The sequence below is a fragment of the Micromonospora cynarisoli genome, from assembly GCF_030518815.1.
Lineage (GTDB): Bacteria > Actinomycetota > Actinomycetes > Mycobacteriales > Micromonosporaceae > Micromonospora > Micromonospora wenchangensis.
In genome coordinates this window covers 4,785,108-4,802,361 of record NZ_CP130426.1, presented here as the reverse complement: position 1 = coordinate 4,802,361, position 17,254 = coordinate 4,785,108, and the positions used below count along the sequence as shown (strand labels likewise).

General features: G+C 74.5%; 16 protein-coding genes. 9 read left to right on the top strand and 7 right to left on the bottom strand.

The features are described from left to right. Nucleotides 1-37 precede the first annotated feature (37 nt). Nucleotides 38-871, bottom strand: a complete 834-nt coding sequence (ddaH, locus tag Q2K16_RS20745; RefSeq protein WP_368052495.1) for a dimethylargininase — start codon at nt 869-871, stop codon at nt 38-40. A 59-nt stretch (nt 872-930) separates the two neighbouring features. Between ddaH and Q2K16_RS20740 the strand changes: the two genes are divergently transcribed. Further along, nucleotides 931-1,389, top strand: coding sequence for an Lrp/AsnC family transcriptional regulator (locus Q2K16_RS20740; protein WP_302739454.1), 459 nt, complete (start codon nt 931-933; stop codon nt 1,387-1,389). A 46-nt stretch (nt 1,390-1,435) separates the two neighbouring features. On the opposite strand, the gene Q2K16_RS20735 is transcribed toward Q2K16_RS20740, so the two are convergent. From Q2K16_RS20735 to mobA, 3 genes are all read right to left on the bottom strand, one after another. After that, a complete protein-coding gene (locus Q2K16_RS20735) occupies nt 1,436-2,548 on the bottom strand; it encodes a T3SS (YopN, CesT) and YbjN peptide-binding chaperone 1 (RefSeq protein WP_302739453.1) in 1,113 nt (370 codons plus the stop codon). Nucleotides 2,549-2,692: 144 nt separating this feature from the next. Beyond that, nucleotides 2,693-2,950 (bottom strand): DUF6457 domain-containing protein, encoded by a 258-nt coding sequence (locus Q2K16_RS20730; RefSeq protein ID WP_302739451.1) that lies wholly within the window; start codon nt 2,948-2,950, stop codon nt 2,693-2,695. Continuing rightward, the gene (gene mobA, locus Q2K16_RS20725) at nt 2,947-3,732 is read right to left on the bottom strand and encodes a molybdenum cofactor guanylyltransferase (RefSeq protein ID WP_489671927.1); all 786 of its coding nucleotides are present in this window, start codon (nt 3,730-3,732) and stop codon (nt 2,947-2,949) included. The genes Q2K16_RS20730 and mobA overlap by 4 nt, the downstream gene beginning before the upstream one ends. A 46-nt stretch (nt 3,733-3,778) precedes the next feature. On the opposite strand from mobA, the gene fdhD reads away from it, so the two are divergent. Continuing rightward, complete coding sequence (gene fdhD, locus Q2K16_RS20720; RefSeq protein WP_302739448.1) at nt 3,779-4,633, top strand: formate dehydrogenase accessory sulfurtransferase FdhD; 855 nt, start codon at nt 3,779-3,781, stop codon at nt 4,631-4,633. 87 nt (nt 4,634-4,720) lie between these two features. Then, the gene (locus Q2K16_RS33065) at nt 4,721-4,876 is read left to right on the top strand and encodes a DUF397 domain-containing protein (RefSeq protein ID WP_368052494.1); all 156 of its coding nucleotides are present in this window, start codon (nt 4,721-4,723) and stop codon (nt 4,874-4,876) included. A 371-nt stretch (nt 4,877-5,247) separates the two neighbouring features. Here Q2K16_RS33065 and Q2K16_RS20715 read toward each other — a convergent pair whose 3' ends face one another. Next, nucleotides 5,248-6,294, bottom strand: a complete 1,047-nt coding sequence (locus tag Q2K16_RS20715) for a DUF4192 domain-containing protein (RefSeq protein WP_302739447.1) — start codon at nt 6,292-6,294, stop codon at nt 5,248-5,250. A 153-nt stretch (nt 6,295-6,447) separates the two neighbouring features. Between Q2K16_RS20715 and Q2K16_RS20710 the strand changes: the two genes are divergently transcribed. The 5 genes from Q2K16_RS20710 to Q2K16_RS20690 all read left to right on the top strand — a co-directional run bounded on the left by Q2K16_RS20710 (nt 6,448) and on the right by Q2K16_RS20690 (nt 13,194). After that, nucleotides 6,448-7,362: a fructosamine kinase family protein gene (locus Q2K16_RS20710; RefSeq protein ID WP_302739445.1), complete on the top strand. Its 915-nt coding sequence runs from the start codon at nt 6,448-6,450 to the stop codon at nt 7,360-7,362. Next, complete coding sequence (moaA, locus tag Q2K16_RS20705) at nt 7,359-8,372, top strand: GTP 3',8-cyclase MoaA (protein WP_302739444.1); 1,014 nt, start codon at nt 7,359-7,361, stop codon at nt 8,370-8,372. The genes Q2K16_RS20710 and moaA overlap by 4 nt, the downstream gene beginning before the upstream one ends. Before the next feature lies 1 nt (nt 8,373). After that, nucleotides 8,374-8,619 carry a MoaD/ThiS family protein gene (locus tag Q2K16_RS20700; protein WP_088643614.1) on the top strand — a complete coding sequence of 82 codons (246 nt, stop codon included), beginning with the start codon at nt 8,374-8,376 and terminating at the stop codon, nt 8,617-8,619. Between the two features lie 12 nt (nt 8,620-8,631). Next, nucleotides 8,632-9,879 (top strand): metallophosphoesterase, encoded by a 1,248-nt coding sequence (locus Q2K16_RS20695; RefSeq protein WP_302739443.1) that lies wholly within the window; start codon nt 8,632-8,634, stop codon nt 9,877-9,879. Between the two features lie 126 nt (nt 9,880-10,005). Beyond that, entirely contained in the window at nt 10,006-13,194 is a 3,189-nt protein-coding gene (locus Q2K16_RS20690; RefSeq protein ID WP_302739442.1) for a UvrD-helicase domain-containing protein, read from the top strand. Nucleotides 13,195-13,294: 100 nt separating this feature from the next. On the opposite strand, the gene Q2K16_RS20685 is transcribed toward Q2K16_RS20690, so the two are convergent. Next, nucleotides 13,295-13,975, bottom strand: a complete 681-nt coding sequence (locus Q2K16_RS20685; RefSeq protein ID WP_302739440.1) for a prepilin peptidase — start codon at nt 13,973-13,975, stop codon at nt 13,295-13,297. A gap of 109 nt (nt 13,976-14,084) precedes the next feature. Beyond that, complete coding sequence (locus Q2K16_RS20680) at nt 14,085-15,059, bottom strand: EamA family transporter (protein WP_302739438.1); 975 nt, start codon at nt 15,057-15,059, stop codon at nt 14,085-14,087. Between the two features lie 76 nt (nt 15,060-15,135). Here Q2K16_RS20680 and Q2K16_RS20675 point away from each other — a divergent pair, with 76 nt between their 5' ends. After that, entirely contained in the window at nt 15,136-15,810 is a 675-nt protein-coding gene (locus Q2K16_RS20675) for an LppU/SCO3897 family protein (protein WP_489671793.1), read from the top strand. Nucleotides 15,811-17,254 lie beyond the last annotated feature (1,444 nt).

Here is a 17,254-nt window from a genome sequence, read left to right as displayed (position 1 = left end):
CGGCCCCGGCGGGGCCGGCCCTTCGTGGTGCCGACGGTCAGGGGCGCAGCTCGGCGATGCAGCACTTGACGCTGCCGCCGCCCTTCTTCAGCTCGGCCAGGTCCACCGGCACCGGGGTGTAGCCGGCGGCCTTGAGCTTGCCGGCCAGCCGGGTCGCGTCGCTGTTGAGCACCACGTTCGCCCCGTCGCTGACCAGGTTCAGGCCGAAGGCCAGCGCGTCCTCGTCGTCGGCGAGCACCGCGTCGGGGAAGAGTTGGGCGAGCACCCGCTGGCTGGCCGCCGAGAACGCCCCCGGGAAGTACGCGACGTTGCCGTCGTCGATCGAGGCGAGCGCCACGTCCAGGTGGTAGAAACGCGGGTCGACCAGGCGCAGCGACACCACCGGCCGCCCCAGCGCCTCCTGCGCCTCGGCGTGCGCCGGCAGCTCGGTGCGGAACCCGTGCCCGGCGAGGATCAGCCCACCGTGCGCCTCGGGCAGGTAGGCGAAGTCGCCCTCACCCTCGTTGGTCTCGCTCGGCGCGATGAAGTGCCAGCCGTGCTTCTGGTAGAACTCCCGGTGCGCGGCGGCCTCGGCGGCCCGCTGCTCGTGCTTGAACTGCGCGCCGTAGACCGTCCCGTCCACCACGAAGGCGCCGTTGGCCGCGAAGACCATGTCCGGCAGCCCCGGCTGCGGGGTGAGCACGTGCACGTCGTGACCGAGGCCCACCAGCGCGTCCCGCAGCCGGTCCCACTGATCGACCGCCAGTGCCACGTCGACGCCGGCGGTGAGGTCCATCCACGGGTTGATGGCGTACTCGACCGCGAAGTGCTCCGGGGCACACATGAGATATGTCCGCTTTCGCGGCACGCGCTGCTGGTTCACGGTCACCAAGGGTAGGTAGCGTAGAACTTTGGTAACAGCCAGAACCGTTGCTTCCCCGAGGCGGAACGTTGCAGATAGACGCGGTCGACCAGCGAATCATTGCGTTGCTCGTGGCGGACGCCCGAACGTCGTACGCGGACATCGGCACCCGGGTGTCACTCTCCGCTCCGGCGGTCAAGCGACGGGTGGACCGGCTGCGGGCCAGCGGGGTGATCCGGGGCTTCACCGCCGTGGTCGACCCGGCCGCCGTCGGCTGGACCACCGAGGCGTTCGTCGAGCTGTTCTGCGCCGGCCGGACCACACCCACCCAGCTCGGGGTGGCCGCCCGCCGGCACCCCGAGGTGGTCGGCGCGTACACCGTGTCCGGCGAGGCCGACGCGCTCGTGCACCTGCGCGCCGCCGACATCTCCCACCTGGAGGAGGCGCTCGAACGCCTGCGGGCGGAGTCGTTCGTCACCTCCACCCGGAGCACCATCGTGCTGTCCCGGCTGGTCGAGTCGCCAGGCGTCGGCCCGTCCACCCCCTGACACCCGGTCGGGGGCGGCGGGCCGGTGCTCCCGGCGCGGCGGGCTGTCAGAGGTACATGCCGGTGCGGTGCCCGCTGTCGCCCCGGCTCGGCTTGTCGCCCTCACCGAAGAACCGCTTGCCGCCGAACTCGCCGTGCAACCGGTCGTCGAGTTCGTCGGCGAGCCCGGTCATCACCTGCACGGCCAGCATCAGGTGGGTGGCCTGGAAGTTGCGCCCGAAGACCGGGATGGACGCCCACACCGTGTCGTCGGCGCAGTACAACCGGCCGATCGGCATCCGGTTGGTCAGCTCGGAGAGCTTCACGTACAACCGTTCCGTCGGCTCGACCTCGGTCAGCACCGGCGAGAAGACGTCGACCAGGGGTGGATTGTCCCGCACCCGGACGAAGACCATCGCCGACCCGGCCCGGATGTTGATGTCCCCGTCGGAGTCGATCTGGAGATGCTCGGACGTCGACTTGAGCATCGTCGACACCACCGTCCGGACCCGTTCGGGCAGGTCCAGCACCTCCTGTTCGCCGCTCTGGGCGTTCGCCGCGGCGGCCAGCGCCTCGTCCAGGTCGGCCTCGACGTCCCGGTCGGGGCCGAACTCGCTGCGCGCGGTGCCGAGCGCCTCGATCGGCAACGGCTCCCCCTCGGCGTCCTGGCTGAGATAGACCAGGAAGGCCGGGTGCGGTGCGCCGTACACGTCGCGCAGGGTGCGGGAGAGCAGCCCGGCCAGCTTGCTGGCGTCCCCGGTCGACCCGTCCAGGCCGAAGTGCTCGCCGGAGCCCGCCACCACGCCGGGCGGCGACCAGCCGAGCGCGATCATGTCGGCCACCGCGGCGCGGTCCAGCCGGAAGCCCTGCGGCAGGGTGGCGTTGCCGACCGCCCGCGCGGAGAGCCGGCCCTGCTCACCCACGGCCACGCTGGTCGAGTAGACGGCGTCACCGGTGCCGGAGGCGGTCGGGTCCAGGGTCACTTCGAGCTGCGCCCCGGCGGGCAGCTCACGCAGCCGTTCGGCGAGCGCCCGGGCGAACTCCCGCCACGCCTCGGTGACCTTGGCCCGCAGGTCGGCCGTGCTCGGCTCGTCCAGCAGGACCGACTCGTGGTGGTCGTGGTGCGCCGGCGAGGTGCCGGGCTGGTCACCGGTCGGCTTCGAGGGGTGGTCCGCCGTCATGATCGCCTCCGTCCGTCAAGGTCACCCTACCCAGGCGGGCCGGAGAACGAATCCACCGCGACCGGCATCGGACAGCCCCGCCCGTCGCCGTCGCCCTTCCCCCGCCCGGGCACGGCGTACCGGATCGTGCGCCGGTGTCCGCCCTCAGGAGGCGGGGCGCTCGCCGCCCAGTTCCACGGGCCACTGGGCGGCCAGCCCGGTGAGCCGGGCCGCCGCCAATGCCGGGTCCGCGCCACGGCCGACCGCCACCCCCAGCAGGTACGCGGTGACCGGCGCACCCGGCCGCAGCACCTGGTGCGCGACGTCCCTGGCCAGGTCCAGCACGGTCGGCACCGACACCTCGGCCGGGTCGAGACCCAGCTCGGCACAGGCCGCCGTCACCCAGTCGTCCAGCACGGTCATCGCGTCCACTCCTCCGCCCGGCGTACGTCGGAGTCAGTGTCGCAGTCGAACCACGGTGGCGGGCCGGCAGCGGACCAGGCCAGCTCGCGTACCGTCAGCTCGCCCAGCAGTTCCCGCATCGACGCACCGGCCAACGCACCGGCCTGGGCTCGGCGGGTGGCCAGGCGGTCCAGAGCCGCGCGCAACGCCGGCACCCGCCACACCCCGCACAGCGGCTGGCGTCGCCCCCGGTCGTCGACGAGGCAGACGCCGTCAGACGCCGCCGGGCCGGATTCGGCGGCGAGCGCGTCGAGCAGCACGCCGACGGCCGGGCGGGTGAGCAACGGCAGGTCGGCGGCGAGCAGGGCGACGACCGCCGCACCGGGACCGAGCAGGGCCAGCCCGGCGGACGTGGCGGCCACCGGCCCCCCGCCGGCCGGGTCCTCCCGAGTCACCAGGACATCGGCCGGCAGCGCCCCACCCGGGCCGACCAGCACCCGGGGTACGGCGTCGACGACGGCGGCGAGCACCAGGTCCCGCATCGGCCGGCCGTGCACCGGCACCGCCGGCTTGTCCCGCCCACCCATCCGGCGGGCCGCCCCACCGGCCAGCACCACCGCCGCGTACGCCGTCACCCGGTCACGGTAGCCGCCGGGCCCGGCCCTCGTGCTCCGGTCGCGCGGCCTCCCGGTTCCGTCCCGTCCCCGGCTGCCGGGCCGACGCCCGCTGCCGGCGGCCGGGGACTGCCGGGCGGTGCCGGCCGGCCGGGGGCTGTCGGGTGGGCGCGGTGGGGCCGCAGCCAGGGTGGTCACCGTGCGGGGGGCCGGGCGGGCGGGGCAGGATGGCGGGATGGGACGGGCCACTGACCGGCGGAGCGTGCTCCGGATCGACCTCGACGCGGCGGACGACGCCCGGGTGGCGCTGCGCCGGCCGGACACGCTGACCGTGGAGGAACCGCTGGAGATCCGGGTCGGCCCCGGCGGGCCGGGTCGACGCCGCCCGCTGGCGGTGACCATGCGCACCCCCGGTGACGACCTCGACCTGGCCGTCGGCTTCCTGCTGACCGAGGGGCTGATCCGCAGCGACGCCGACGTGCACACCGCCCAGCTCTGCTCCGGGGCGGAGACACCCAACACGTACAACGTGGTCGACGTGGTGCTCTCCCCCGGCGTGCCGGCACCGGCGACGGACCCGGCGCGCAACTTCTACACCACCAGTTCCTGCGGGGTGTGCGGGAAGGCCAGCATCGACGCGGTGCGTACCCGGTCCCGGTTCACCGTCGCCGACGACCCGCTCACCGTGCCGGCGAAGCTGCTCGCGGAGCTGCCCGACCGGCTGCGCGCGGCGCAACGCGCCTTCGACCGCACCGGCGGCCTGCACGCGGCGGGCCTGTTCACCTCCGACGGCGAACTGGTGGTGCTGCGCGAGGACGTCGGCCGGCACAACGCGGTGGACAAGGTGGTCGGCTGGGCGGTCCGGCAGCGGCGGCTGCCGCTCGCCGGGCACCTGCTGATGGTGTCCGGCCGGGCGAGCTTCGAGCTGACCCAGAAGGCGTGGATGGCCGGGCTGCCGCTGCTGGCGGCGGTCTCCGCGCCGAGCACCCTCGCCGCCGACCTGGCCGACGAGGCGGGGCTGACCCTGGTCGGCTTCCTCCGTGGCCGGACCATGAACGTCTACACCGGCACCCACCGTGTCACGCCCTGACCCGCCTGCGGTCGGCGCACGGCCGGGCAGCGGCCCGGTCACCGCGTCCAACCGGTCTGAGCCGCCGTCCCCGCCCACCCTGCGGCAGTGACGCCCCTGCCGGCAGGTCCGGCTGCGGGAGCCGGCGCGCGCCGGCCGGCATCAGGAACAGGGTCCGCCGCCAAGGACCCGGATGGGCCGGCGCTGACGTTCGCCCCGACCTCGTGGCGTGCGTTCGTCGCCGGGCTGGCCGATCGCGACTGACCGACCTGCCCGGTGAAACGCCTGCCCCGGGGCCCGGGACAGACATTTCGACCACCTCGAACTACCGACCCGGCCCGTGGAGATCCATGGGCGGCTGTCGTCCCGGTCAGGTGTCGACCGTGTCCGCCCCAACAACATGCCGCTGACAGCCGTATTCCTGTCGGGCATAAATATGACTGCCAGGAATACTCCTGTCCGAGACACCTAGCCGCAACCATCCTCACCGACAGTGACCCTGCTGCCGGGCCGGGCCAGCGCGGCCGGCGAGGGCTCCGAGGTCAGCGGGCCGGCGGGATGAGCAGGGGCCAACGGGGTCAGCAGAGCCCGCCGGGTCAGGGGCCGCCGAGCCACCGGGCCACAGGGCCACCGGGTCAGCGGGGGCGGCGGGGCCGGCGACGGCGGCGGCGCAGCACCTCCGGCTCGGTCACGGCCGGCCACCCGTCCAGGTCGGACGGCGGAACTCCGCGCCTCAGCAAATCGTCGAGGAGCCGGGCGAGGGTGTAGTCGGGGCGGATGGCCAGCGCCCGCTCCAGGGCCACGGCGGCGAGCGCGCCCTGGCCGGCCCGCCAGGCGGCGAAGGCGAGCAGGCAGGCGGGGGCGGGCACCAACTCCTCCTCGCTGCGGCGCAGCACCTCGCTCCACAGGGCGATGTCCTCCTCCCGGCCGTCGGTGCGTTCCCACGCGTGGTCGCGTACCGGTAGGTGGGTCAGGAGCAGGGTCAGCCAGGCCACCTCGTCGTCGGTGAGCCGGTCGCCGCGCCGGTGCCGGCGTTGCGCCTGGCGTACCGCCGCGGTGCCGGCCCTGCGGATGGTCCGCTCGCCGAACTCGTCGCTGTCGGGGGCCGCCTCAAGCAGGCCCAGCAGGCGGCGTTCGGCCCGGTCACCGGCCCGGCGCAGGGCGGCCCGGTCGGTGCCTCCGGCGGGGGCGACCTGCCCGGCGAGTGCCGCCCGGTCGGGGAGCGCCACCTGACCGGCGTAGACCGCGGCGGCGGCGACCTGGCTGGCGTCCGGGTCGTACGGGGTGCCGTCGGGTGGGCAGCAGTCCGGCGCTTCGCAGAGGTACGACCAGTAGCGGCGACCGGTCACCCGCAGCGCGTCGAGCACGGGCAGGCCGAGGTCGGCCAGCGCCGACCGGACGGCGTCGACCGCCGGGGTGACCCGTTCGGGCGGGCCGAACCCGATGACGGTGGTGGATTCGGCGTCCTGCCGGCCGATCACGTCGCCGAGATGTCGCGCCGGCAGGGCCGGGTCGGTGTCCGGACCGGGCAGGTCGGCGCGGGCGGAGAAGACGATCTGGCGACCCCGCATCGCCACCACCACGATGCTGTCGACGGGGTGGAAGCCGATCAGGTACGGCACGGCGGTGATCAGGTCGGCGGGCGAGCGGACGGTGAGCCGGGGGCGGTCGGTCGCGTTCATGTCCGGCAGCGTGCGGCGGGCGGCCCCAGCGCCGACAGTCCCTGTGGACGACACGCGGGTTATCCACAGATACGGAGAGTGTTCGTGCAGGTCGCCACGATTCGGGAGGCGACGCGGGCCACCGGGGTCGGTCCGAGCGGCTACCTTGCGCTCATGGACCTGGCGTACCTGCGGGCGCACCCGGAGCACCTGCCCACCTTCCTGACCCACCAACGCATCCGGGAGACCCCGGTCGCGGGCGGGGACAGCTGCGTGGCCTCCCGGTTGACCCTGGACGACGGCCACTCGGTCTTCACCAAGACCTGGCCGGAGCGGGCCGGTCGACCCGTACCGGCGGGCTTCTTCGACACCGAGGCCGCCGGGCTGCGCTGGCTGCGGGAAGCCGGCGCGGTGGCCGTACCGGAGGTGGTGGTGGCGCTGCCGGAGCTGTTGGCGCTCGACTGGGTCGACCCCGGCGAGCCGACGCCCGACGCGGCCGAGCGGTTCGGCCGGGAGTTGGCCGGCACGCACCGGGCCGGCACCGACCGGTTCGGGGCGGCATGGCCCGGGTTCATCGGCACCCTCGCGCAGGACAACACCCCCGACGAGGGGCCATGGCCGGACTGGTTCGCCAGGCGACGGCTCCTGCCGTACCTGCGGATGTCGGTCGACGGCGGTGCCCTCGACGGCCCGGACGCCGCGCTTGTCGAGCAGGTGGTGGCGCGGATCGGCGAGTTCGGCGGCGACGAACCGCCGGCCCGGCTGCACGGCGACCTGTGGCCGGGCAACCTGCTCTGGGGTGCGGACGAACGGGTGTGGCTGGTCGACCCGGCGGCGCACGGCGGGCACCGGGAGACGGACCTGGCCCAGTTGACGCTCTTCGGCGGCCCGCCGCACCACGACCGGATCATGGCCGGCTACCGGGAGTCGTGGCCGCTCGCCGACGGGTGGCGGGAACGGGTGCCACTGCACCAGCTGCACCTGTTGCTCGTGCACACCGCCCTGTTCGGAGGGGCGTACCGCGATGCGGTCGTCGGGGCCGCCCGAGCGGCGCTGCGGGGTGTCGGCCGCGCTACGGTCGACAGGTGACCGCCGTCCCGACGACCGCCGGCGTCCTCGTCGACCGGTACGGCCGGATCGCGCGGGACCTGCGCGTGTCGCTGACCGACAAGTGCAACCTGCGCTGCACCTACTGCATGCCGGCCGAGGGGTTGCCCTGGCTGGCCGGGCCGCAACTGCTCACCGACGAGGAGATCGTCCGCCTGGTCCGGGTCGCAGTGCAGCGGCTCGGGGTGACCGAGGTGCGGTTCACCGGGGGAGAGCCGCTGATCCGGCCGGGGCTGGTCGGCATCGTCGCCGCCGTGGCCGCGCTCACCCCCCGGCCCCGGATCTCGTTGACCACCAACGGTCTCGGCCTGGACCGGCTCGCCCCGGCGCTGCGCGACGCCGGGCTGGACCGGGTGAACGTGTCGTTGGACACCCTGGAGGCGGCCCGGTTCGCCGCGTTGACCCGGCGGGACCGGCTCGGCGACGTGCTCGCCGGGCTCGCCGGGGCCGCCGCCGCCGGGCTGACCCCGGTGAAGGTCAACGCGGTGCTGATGCGCGGGGTCAACGACGACGAGGCACCGGCGTTGCTGCGGTTCGCCCTCGACAACGGCTACGAGCTGCGGTTCATCGAACAGATGCCGTTGGACGCCCAGCACGGCTGGGACCGGGCCACGATGGTCACCGCCGAGGAGATCCTCGCGTCGCTGTCCGCCGCGTTCGCCCTCACCCCCGACCCGGCGCACCGGGGTGCCGCCCCGGCCGAAACCTGGCTGGTCGGCGGCGGGCCGGCCCGGGTCGGGGTGATCGGCACGGTGACCAGGCCCTTCTGCGGCGACTGTGACCGGACCCGGCTCACGGCCGACGGCCAGGTGCGCAACTGCCTGTTCGCCACCGAGGAGTCCGACCTGCGCGGCGCGCTGCGGGCCGGCGCGGACGACGCCGACATCGCCCGCCGCTGGCAGGCCGCCACGGTGGTCAAACGGGCCGGGCACGGCATCGACGACCCGACGTTCCTGCAACCCGTCCGGCCCATGTCGGCGATCGGAGGCTGAGGTGGACCTCACCGTCAGGTACTTCGCCGGGGCGCGGGCCGCCGCCGGCCGCAGCGAGGAGACCGCATCCGCCGGCCGCCCGCTGGACGAACTGCTCGGTGAACTCGCGCACCGGCACGGCCCCCGGCTGGCCGCGGTGCTCCAGGTGGCGAGTTTCCTGGTCGACGGGGTGGCCTGCCATGATCGTCAGACACCGTTGCCGGCCGGGGCCACGATCGACGTGCTGCCTCCCTTCGCGGGCGGCTGAGGAAGGGCTGCCGTGTTGGCGATTCTGGGGTTCGTGGGCACGCTCGCCCTGATCACCGGCCTGATCCACTTCTACCTGTGGAGGCGGCTGGTCAAGGACACCACCGGGCCGGGCCGGCTACGCCGGATCGGCACGGTCGTCGCGCTGGTGCTGGCGCTGCTCGTCCCCGCGACGATGGCGGGCACCCAGATCGCCGGGGCGTTCTGGCTGGCCTGGCCCGGCTACCTCTGGCTCGCGGTGATGTTCTACCTGCTGATCGTGCTGCTGGTGCTGGAGGTGCCGATGGCGGTGGCCCGGCTGGTGCTGCGTCGCCGCAGCGCCGCCGCCGAGGCGACCACTACCGCCCCGGAACCGGCGCTGGTCGGCGCGGCCGGCAGCGCCGACCCGCCGGCCGCCGAGGCGGTGGACCGCCCCGACCACGACGAGTCCCGCCGGCTGCTGCTCGCCCGGGGGGCCGCGATCTTCGCCGGGCTCACCGCCGCCGGCATCACCGGGTACGGGGTCCGCACCGCGCTGGGCCCGCCGCAGCTCGACCGGGTACGCATCCCGCTGGCGAAGCTCCCCCGCAGCATGGACGGCCTGCGCATCGCCACCGTGTCCGACATCCACCTCGGCCCGTTGCGCGGCCGGGCGCACACCGAGCGGATCGTCGCGATGATCAACCAACTGGACGCCGACCTGGTTGCGGTCGTCGGTGACCTGGTCGACGGGTCGGTCGCCGAGTTGGGCGAGGCGGCCGAGCCGCTGCGCGACCTGCGTTCCCGCTACGGCAGCTTCTTCGTCACCGGCAACCACGAGTACTACTCCGGGGTCGAGGAGTGGGTGGCCGAGGTCGACCGGCTCGGCCTGCGGGTGCTCCAGAACGAGCGGCAGGAGATCCGGGCCCGGGGCGGGGTGCTCGACCTGGCCGGGATCAACGACGTCACCGCCGACGGCACCGGCGTGGCCGGCCCCGCCGACTTCACCGCCGCGCTCGGCGGCCGGGACGTCAGCCGCCCCGTGGTGCTGCTCGCCCACCAGCCGGTCGCCGCGCACGAGGCGGCGAAGTTCGGCGTCGACCTGCAACTCTCCGGGCACACCCACGGCGGGCAGCTCGCACCGTTCAACCTGGCCGTCAAGCTTCAGCAGCCGGTGGTCTCCGGTCTCGGCGAGGTCGACGGCACCAAGGTCTACGTCACCAACGGGGCCGGTTTCTGGGGTCCACCGGTCCGCGTCGGCGCACCGCCACAGGTCACCCTGGTCGAGCTACGCGCCCCGTGACCTGCCCGGGTGGACGGCGGCCCGCCTCATACCTCGTCCGGGCTGTGGAGTCCAGCACCGGATTGCTCTCCTCACGCGTACGCGTGGCGGCAGGCGGGTAGTGGACCAGCCGTGACAGGATGCGGCGTGCCTCCGTTCAACGCCGCTCCCCCTGGTGGCGTCCCGCCGTTCGTCGCGGACCTGCACATCCACTCGAAGTACTCCCGCGCGTGCAGCCGCGATCTCACCCTGCCCAACCTCGGTTGGTGGGCCCGACGCAAGGGCATCGGGGTGCTCGGCACCGGGGACTTCACCCATCCCGCCTGGTACGACCACCTGCGGGAAACCCTGCAACCGGCCGAGCCCGGCCTGTACCGGCTCGGCCCGGAGGCCGAGGCGGACATCGCCAGGCGACTGCCGCCCCGGCTGGCCGACGCGGCGGAGGCCGACCCGGTCCGGTTCATGCTGAGCGTGGAGATCTCCACCATCTACAAGCGGGACGACCGAACCCGCAAGGTGCACCACCTGATCTACCTGCCCGACCTGGACGCGGTGGCCCGGTTCAACACCGCGCTGGGCCGGATCGGCAACCTCGGCTCGGACGGCCGGCCGATCCTCGGCCTGGACTCCCGGGACCTGCTGGAGATAACCCTCGACGCCAGCGAGGACGGCTACCTGGTGCCGGCGCACATCTGGACGCCGTGGTTCTCCGCGCTCGGCTCGAAGTCCGGCTTCGACGCGATCGCCGACTGCTACGCCGACCTCGCCGAGCACGTCTTCGCGGTGGAGACCGGGCTCTCCTCCGACCCGGCGATGAACTGGCGGGTCGGCAGTCTGGACCGCTACCGGCTGGTCTCCAACTCCGACGCGCACTCCCCGCCGGCCCTGGCCCGGGAGGCCACCGTCTTCTCGTCCGCCCGTGACTACTTCGCCATCCGGGACGCGCTGCGGACCGGTGACGGGCTGGCCGGGACGATCGAGTTCTTCCCCGAGGAGGGCAAGTACCACGCCGACGGGCACCGGCTCTGCGGCGTCAACTGGGCGCCGGAGCGGACCCGGGCGGCCGGTGGACGCTGCCCGGAGTGCGGCAAGCCGTTGACTGTGGGGGTGCTCAGCCGGGTCGAGGAGCTGGCCGACCGGCCCGAGGGTCACCGCCCGGACCACGCCCGCGAGGTGACCCACCTGGTGCCGCTGGCCGAGATCCTCGGCGAGATCAACAAGGTGGGGCCCCGGTCCAAGAAGGTCGAGGGGAAACTCAACGAGCTGGTCGCCGCGCTCGGCCCGGAGCTGGAGATCCTCACCCGTACCCCGGTCGACGAGATCGGCCGGGTCGGCGGGGAACTGCTCGCCGAGGGCATCGGCCGGTTGCGCCGGGGCGACGTGCGCCGGGTCCCCGGCTACGACGGCGAGTACGGCGTGATCACCCTCTTCGACCCCGCCGAACTGGGCGGGGCCGCCGGATCGGGGCAGGAGACGCTGTTCGACGTACCGGTGCCGGCACAGCGCAGGCCGACGGAGCCGGCGGCGAAACCGAAGGCCAAGCGGCCGGCGGCGAAGGCCGAGCCGAAGTCGAAGCCCGCGCCGGCCCCGCCACCACCGATCGCCCCGGCCCCCTCGCCGCACGAGCCGTTCGAGCCGATGCTCGCCGGGATGGAGGAGGTCGGCACCGGCCTGCTCGACCGGTTGGACGCCATGCAGCGGGTGGCCGCCTCCGCGCCCGGCGGCCCACTGCTGATCGTGGCCGGGCCGGGCACCGGCAAGACCCGCACCCTGACCCACCGGATCGCCTACCTCTGCGCCGAGCTGAACGTCTTCCCCGAGCAGTGCCTGGCGATCACCTTCACCAGGCGGGCCGCCGAGGAACTGCGGCACCGGCTCGACGGGCTGCTCGGGCCGGTCGCCGAGGACGTCACCGTCGGCACCTTCCACTCGCTCGGGCTGACCATCCTGCGGGAGAACGCCGCAGCGGCCGGCCTGGCTGAGGGTTTCCGGATCGCCGACGACGCCGAGCGCTCGGCCGCGCGGACGGAGGCCGGCGACGATCCCGCCCGCTACACGGCGCTGCTGCGCAAGCAGGACCTGGTCGACCTGGACGAGCTGCTGACCCTGCCGGTCGCGCTGCTCAAGGGTGACCGGAAGCTGGTCCGGGACTACCGGGAACGCTGGCGGTGGATCTTCGTCGACGAGTACCAGGACGTCGACGCCGTGCAGTACGACCTGCTGCGGCTGCTCAGCCCCGCCGACGGCAACCTCTGCGCGATCGGCGACCCGGACCAGGCGATCTACTCGTTCCGGGGCGCCGACGTCGGCTACTTCCTGCGCTTCTCCGAGGACTTCACCGACGCCCGGCTGGTCCGGCTCAACCGCAACTACCGCTCGTCCGCGCCGATCCTGGCCGCCGCCGTCCAGGCCATCGCACCGTCGTCGCTGGTCCGGGGCCGCCGGCTCGACCCGGCCCGACTCGACCCGGAGGCCCCGCTGGTCGGCCGCTACCCGGCGGCGTCCGTCGCCGACGAGGCCGACTTCGTGGTACGCACCGTCGACGACCTGGTCGGCGGCCTCTCCCACAGGTCGTTGGACTCCGGACGCATCGACGGCCGGTCCACCAGCCTGTCGTTCTCCGACATCGCGGTGCTCTACCGCACCGACGCGCAGGCCGCCCCGATCGTGGACGCGCTGGCCAGGGCCAACATCCCGGTGCAGAAGCGGTCGCACGACCGGCTCCGGGACCGGCCCGGCGTCCTGGCGGTCGCCCGGGAACTGCGGCACGCCGACGGGTCCACCGGTGGGCTGCCCGCCCGGGTCCGGGCCGCCGGTCAGGTGCTCGCCGAGCGGTTCGCCGCCCCCACCCTGGACGCCGCCGGCACCGTACGCCCCGAGGACGTGCGGACCGCCGTCGACCTGCTCACCCCGCTGGCCCGGCGCTGCGGCGACGACCTGGAACTCTTCCTCTCCCAGCTCGCCACCGGGGCCGAGGTGGACGCGTTGGACCCGCGCGCCGAGGCGGTCACCCTGCTCACCCTGCACGCCGCGAAGGGGCTGGAGTTTCCGGTCGTCTTCCTGGTCGGCGTCGAGGACGGCCTGCTGCCGCTGCGCTGGCCCGGCTCGACACCGGACGACGACGCGATCGCCGAGGAACGGCGGCTGTTCTTCGTCGGGTTGACCCGCGCCCAGGACCGCCTCTACGTCAGTCACGCGGCCCGCCGGGTCCGGCACGGAACGGAATGTGACTGCCGGCCGTCGCCGTTCCTGGACGTCGTCGACCCGGGCCTGTTCGAACGGTTCGGCGAGGCCGAGCCGCGCCGCCCCAAGGACCGTCAGCTCCGCCTGATCTGACTGTCCGTCGATCGACCTACGGGGTCGACGTAGCGGTATCCGCCCGCGCTGATACCGCTTGATGCGTGACATTGCTGCCCACCCACCGCCGGGGCGCGGGTCAGGCGAGGAGGGCCGCGAGCCAGGTGCCGGCGAGCAGGGCCGGGCCGAACGGCAGGGCGGTGTCCCGGCGTACCCGGCCGACGGCCAGCAGCGCCAGCACCAGCACCCCGTTGAGCAGGTGCGGCAGCAGCAGGCCGAGCCAGAGGGTGGGCCAGCCCAGCCAGCCCAACGGCAGGCCGAGCACCGCCGCCAGCTTCACGTCACCGAAGCCGAGCCGGGACCGGGGCAGCAACGCCAGCACCACGTACAGGAGGAAGGAGAGCGCGGCACCGGCCAGCGCGAGCGCCAGACCGCCGGGAGTGCCGGCGACGACGGCGGCCACGGCCAGTGCGGCACCACCACCGAGCGCGGCCACACCGACCAGCGGGTCGGGCAGGCGGAGGCTGGTCAGATCCACCACCGCCAGCACCACCCCCACGGCCGCCACCAGTAGGAACGCCGGCAGGGCCGGTTCCGGGCCACGCGCGGCGGCCAACCCGCCGCAGACCACCGCCCCCACCACGACCGGAGGCGTGCCGTGCCCGGATCCCCTGGCCGGTGGGGCGGCGGCGTGCCCGGCCCACGACGGGCGCGGGGGCGCGGACGGTGGGAAGGCGCGGGCGGTGCGGGGTGCGGCGAGGCCGGCCAGGACACCGAGCGTCGCCGCTGCGGTCACCAGGCCGGCCGACGCCCCGGTCATCGTGACTCCGGGCGGCGTGCGCCCGCGTGGGCACCACGGTCGGCCGTGCGCTTCCGTGCGGGCGGCGGGCCGGGAAGGGTCGACGGGCCGAGAGGCACGGCCGTCGACGTTACCGGCGGGACGGCTCCGGGACAGCCCCGTCGACGGCCGGCCGGCGGGGCCGTTCGGTGGTCACCACCAGCGCCACCCCCGCCACGATCACCGCGCCGCCGAGCAGCACCTGGCCGGTCACCGGCTCGGCGACCAGCAGCGCGCCGAGCGCCACCGCCACCACCGGATTGACGTACGCGTACGTGGCCGCCAGCGAGATGGGGGCGTTCGCCAGCAACCAGACGTACGCGGTGAAGGCCACCAGCGACCCGGCCACCAGCAGGTACCCCAGCGCGAGCCAGGACCGGACGGTCACCTGGGCCGGCGAGAACCCGCGCAGCTCGCCCCGCGCCAGCGACAGCACGACCAGGGCCACCGCCCCGGCGACCATCTCGTAGACGGTGGCGACGAACGGATCGGCGGGCATCCGCAGCCGGTTGGACAGGAACGACCCCACCGACCAGCAGACCGCCCCCGCGACCACGGTCAACGCCCCGACCAGCGGCACGGCACCGGACCCGCCCCGGGGAAGCACCAGCAGCACCAGCCCGAGGAAGCCCAGCGTCACCCCGGCGAACGTCCACCCCGGCGGGCGGTCCCCGGTGACCGTCCGGAGCAGCACCACCAGCAGCGGGACGGTGGCGACCAGCAGCGCGGCGATCCCCGACGGCACCGCCACCCCGGACGGGCCGGACTCGGCGAGCACCACCAGACCGTTGCCCCCGGCCAGGAGCAGCACCCCGACCAGCGCGGCGGAACCCAACTGCCGACGGTCGACCCGTAGCGCGCCCCTGCCCCGCCGCAGCCGCAGCACGACCGCCAGCACCAGTGCGGCACCACCGAAGCGGGCGGCGGCCGACCCGAGCGGCGGCATCGACTCCACCACGACCCGGATACCGAGGTACGTGGAACCCCACAGCACGTAGACGAGAATCAGTGCCGTCCAGATCAGAGCTGGTCGGGCGGGTGTCGCGGCCGAGGAAGATGAGGTCATCGCAGGACCACGCTACGGTGACCACGTCGGTGGCGTCCTTCGGACGGCCGGCATCTCGGCACGCGGGAGGACGGGCATGGCGAACTACGGACCACCGGGGGGTTCCCCGGAACCGTGGGGTGGGCGACGCCCGGACGACCGCTGGGGCCAGCCCGCCCCGGAGCAGCCCTCGACCGTGCCGTCCCAGCCGTCCGGCTACCCGCCGTACCGGCATCCGGAGGCGTCGACGCTGCCGGAGGTGTACGGGGCGGCGGAGCCGTACGCGGTCAGCGGGCCCGCGGCGTACCCGGGTGCTCCGACGCCGGGGCGCGGCCGTGGTCCCCTGGTCGCGGTGCTGGTCGTGCTCGCGGTGCTGGTCGTCGGCGGTGGCACCCTGTGGTACCTGCTGGGCGACGACGACGGATCACCGTCCACGACCGAGGCCGTCCTGCCGACGACACCTGTCGAGCCGGACGGGGCGACCTCCGGTCCGACAGCCACCACGCCCGCCCCCGCCTCGTCGGCCGACCCCCGGTTCGTCAAGGCGGGTCAGTGCGTCCGCAACGAGGGCCCGGCCGGCGGCAAGCCCAAGCTGCTGATCACCGCGTGCGCCCCGAAGACGTACGAGGTCCTGCGCCGTTTCGACGGGGCGACCAGTGGTGAAAGGGACGCCGAGGCGAAGTGCGGCGTGGTGGAGGGCTACACCAACTGGTACTTCTTCGACAGCGAGCTGGACACCCTCGACTTCGTCCTCTGCCTGAAGCAGCGCTGAGCCCACCCCTGGGGAGAGAGATTGTCAACCTTCGGCCCACCCGACTCCGGCCGTCCCGACAAGGAACACCGGCCCACGGCCTCCGAGTCCGAGCCACCCACCGAGCCCCTCGGCTCCGAGCCGCCCACCGCGCCGATCTCCCCGGAACCCGCGACAGAACCGATCGTCCGGTCCGAGCCGGAGCCGCCGACCGCCCCGGTCCCGTCGACCGCCGACGAGACGCCGACCGCACCGATCTCGTCGCCTCTCCCGCACCCAGCCGACGAACCGCCGACCGCACCCCTCGCGGCCGGCCCCGACGACCAGCCGACCGCGACTCTGTCCGCCGGGCCGGCCGGGCAGGTCCCGACGGGCCAGGACGACGAGCCCACCGCCGTGTCGACCGGACCGGCGGGCGAGCCCGACACCGCCCCGGTCGAGGCGGCGACCGAACCGATCCGGACGCAGGACCCGGAGCCACCGACCGTAGCCATGTCGCGGGAGGCGGACGAGCCGGCCACGGCACCCGTCCCTGCGGTGGAGGAACCTCCGACCTCCCCGCTGGCCGCGTCCCCGCCGGAACCACCTACCACAGCGATCTCCCCCGCCCCGCCGGAACCGCCGACCGCACCCTTCTCCGCCGCTACGCCGGAACCGGCAACCGCGCCGATGTCGGCGACCCCGCCGGAACCGCCGACCGCACCCTTCTCCGCCGCTACGCCGGAACCGGCAACCGCGCCGATGTCGGCGACTCCGCCGGAACCGCCGACCGCACCGATCTGGGCCGGTACGGACGACGCACCGACCACGGCGCTGCGCAACGAGCCGCCGACCTCTCCCGTGACCGGCGATGCGGCGACCGCCCCGATCGCCACGTCACCGGAACCGCCGACCACCCGACTGCCGGTGTCGGGAGCCGGGCAGCCGGCCACGCCCCCACCGGCCGGCGGGTACTCCCCGACCACGCAGATGCCGGCCTCGGAGGCTCCCCAGCCCCCACCCACGTCGGGAGCGGGGTACCCGCCACCGCCCACGTCAGGGGCGAGCTACCCGCCGCCGACCTCAGGGGCCGGTTACCCGCCGCCGCCGACCTCGGGGGCGGGTTATCCGCCGCCGGACACCTACCTGCCGCCGACCGGTCAGCCGGCGGCGTCCTCGGAGGCCGGTTACCCGCCGCCGGGTCCGTTCCCGCCCGCCGGGCCGACGGCCGCGCCCGCGGCGGGCGCGTTCAGCCCACCGCCGTCGCCCTCACCGACCGGTTACTCCGGCCAGGCCGCGCCACCACCACCGTCCTCCGGGTTTCCCGGGGCCGCCGCACCCACGTCCGGCTACCCGGGCCAGTCCGCACCACCACCGTCCTCCGGATTCCCCGGGGCCGCCGCACCGGCGTCCGGTTATCCCGGTCAGGCCGCGCCCGGCTTTCCGGGACAGCAGCCGCCGCCGGGCTTCCCGGGGTATCCGACCC

Bases quoted from the DNA above. Each gene is read 5' to 3' on its own strand.
- Q2K16_RS20735 (WP_302739453.1), bottom strand. From the start codon at position 2,548: ATGACGGCGGACCACCCCTCGAAGCCGACCGGTGACCAGCCCGGCACC.
- Q2K16_RS20730 (WP_302739451.1), bottom strand. From the start codon at position 2,950: ATGACCGTGCTGGACGACTGGGTGACGGCGGCCTGTGCCGAGCTGGGT.
- fdhD (WP_302739448.1), top strand. From the start codon at position 3,779: ATGGGACGGGCCACTGACCGGCGGAGCGTGCTCCGGATCGACCTCGAC.
- Q2K16_RS20715 (WP_302739447.1), bottom strand. From the start codon at position 6,294: ATGAACGCGACCGACCGCCCCCGGCTCACCGTCCGCTCGCCCGCCGAC.
- Q2K16_RS20710 (WP_302739445.1), top strand. From the start codon at position 6,448: ATGGACCTGGCGTACCTGCGGGCGCACCCGGAGCACCTGCCCACCTTC.
- Q2K16_RS20685 (WP_302739440.1), bottom strand. From the start codon at position 13,975: ATGACCGGGGCGTCGGCCGGCCTGGTGACCGCAGCGGCGACGCTCGGT.
- Q2K16_RS20680 (WP_302739438.1), bottom strand. From the start codon at position 15,059: ATGACCTCATCTTCCTCGGCCGCGACACCCGCCCGACCAGCTCTGATC.
- Q2K16_RS20675 (WP_489671793.1), top strand. From the start codon at position 15,136: ATGGCGAACTACGGACCACCGGGGGGTTCCCCGGAACCGTGGGGTGGG.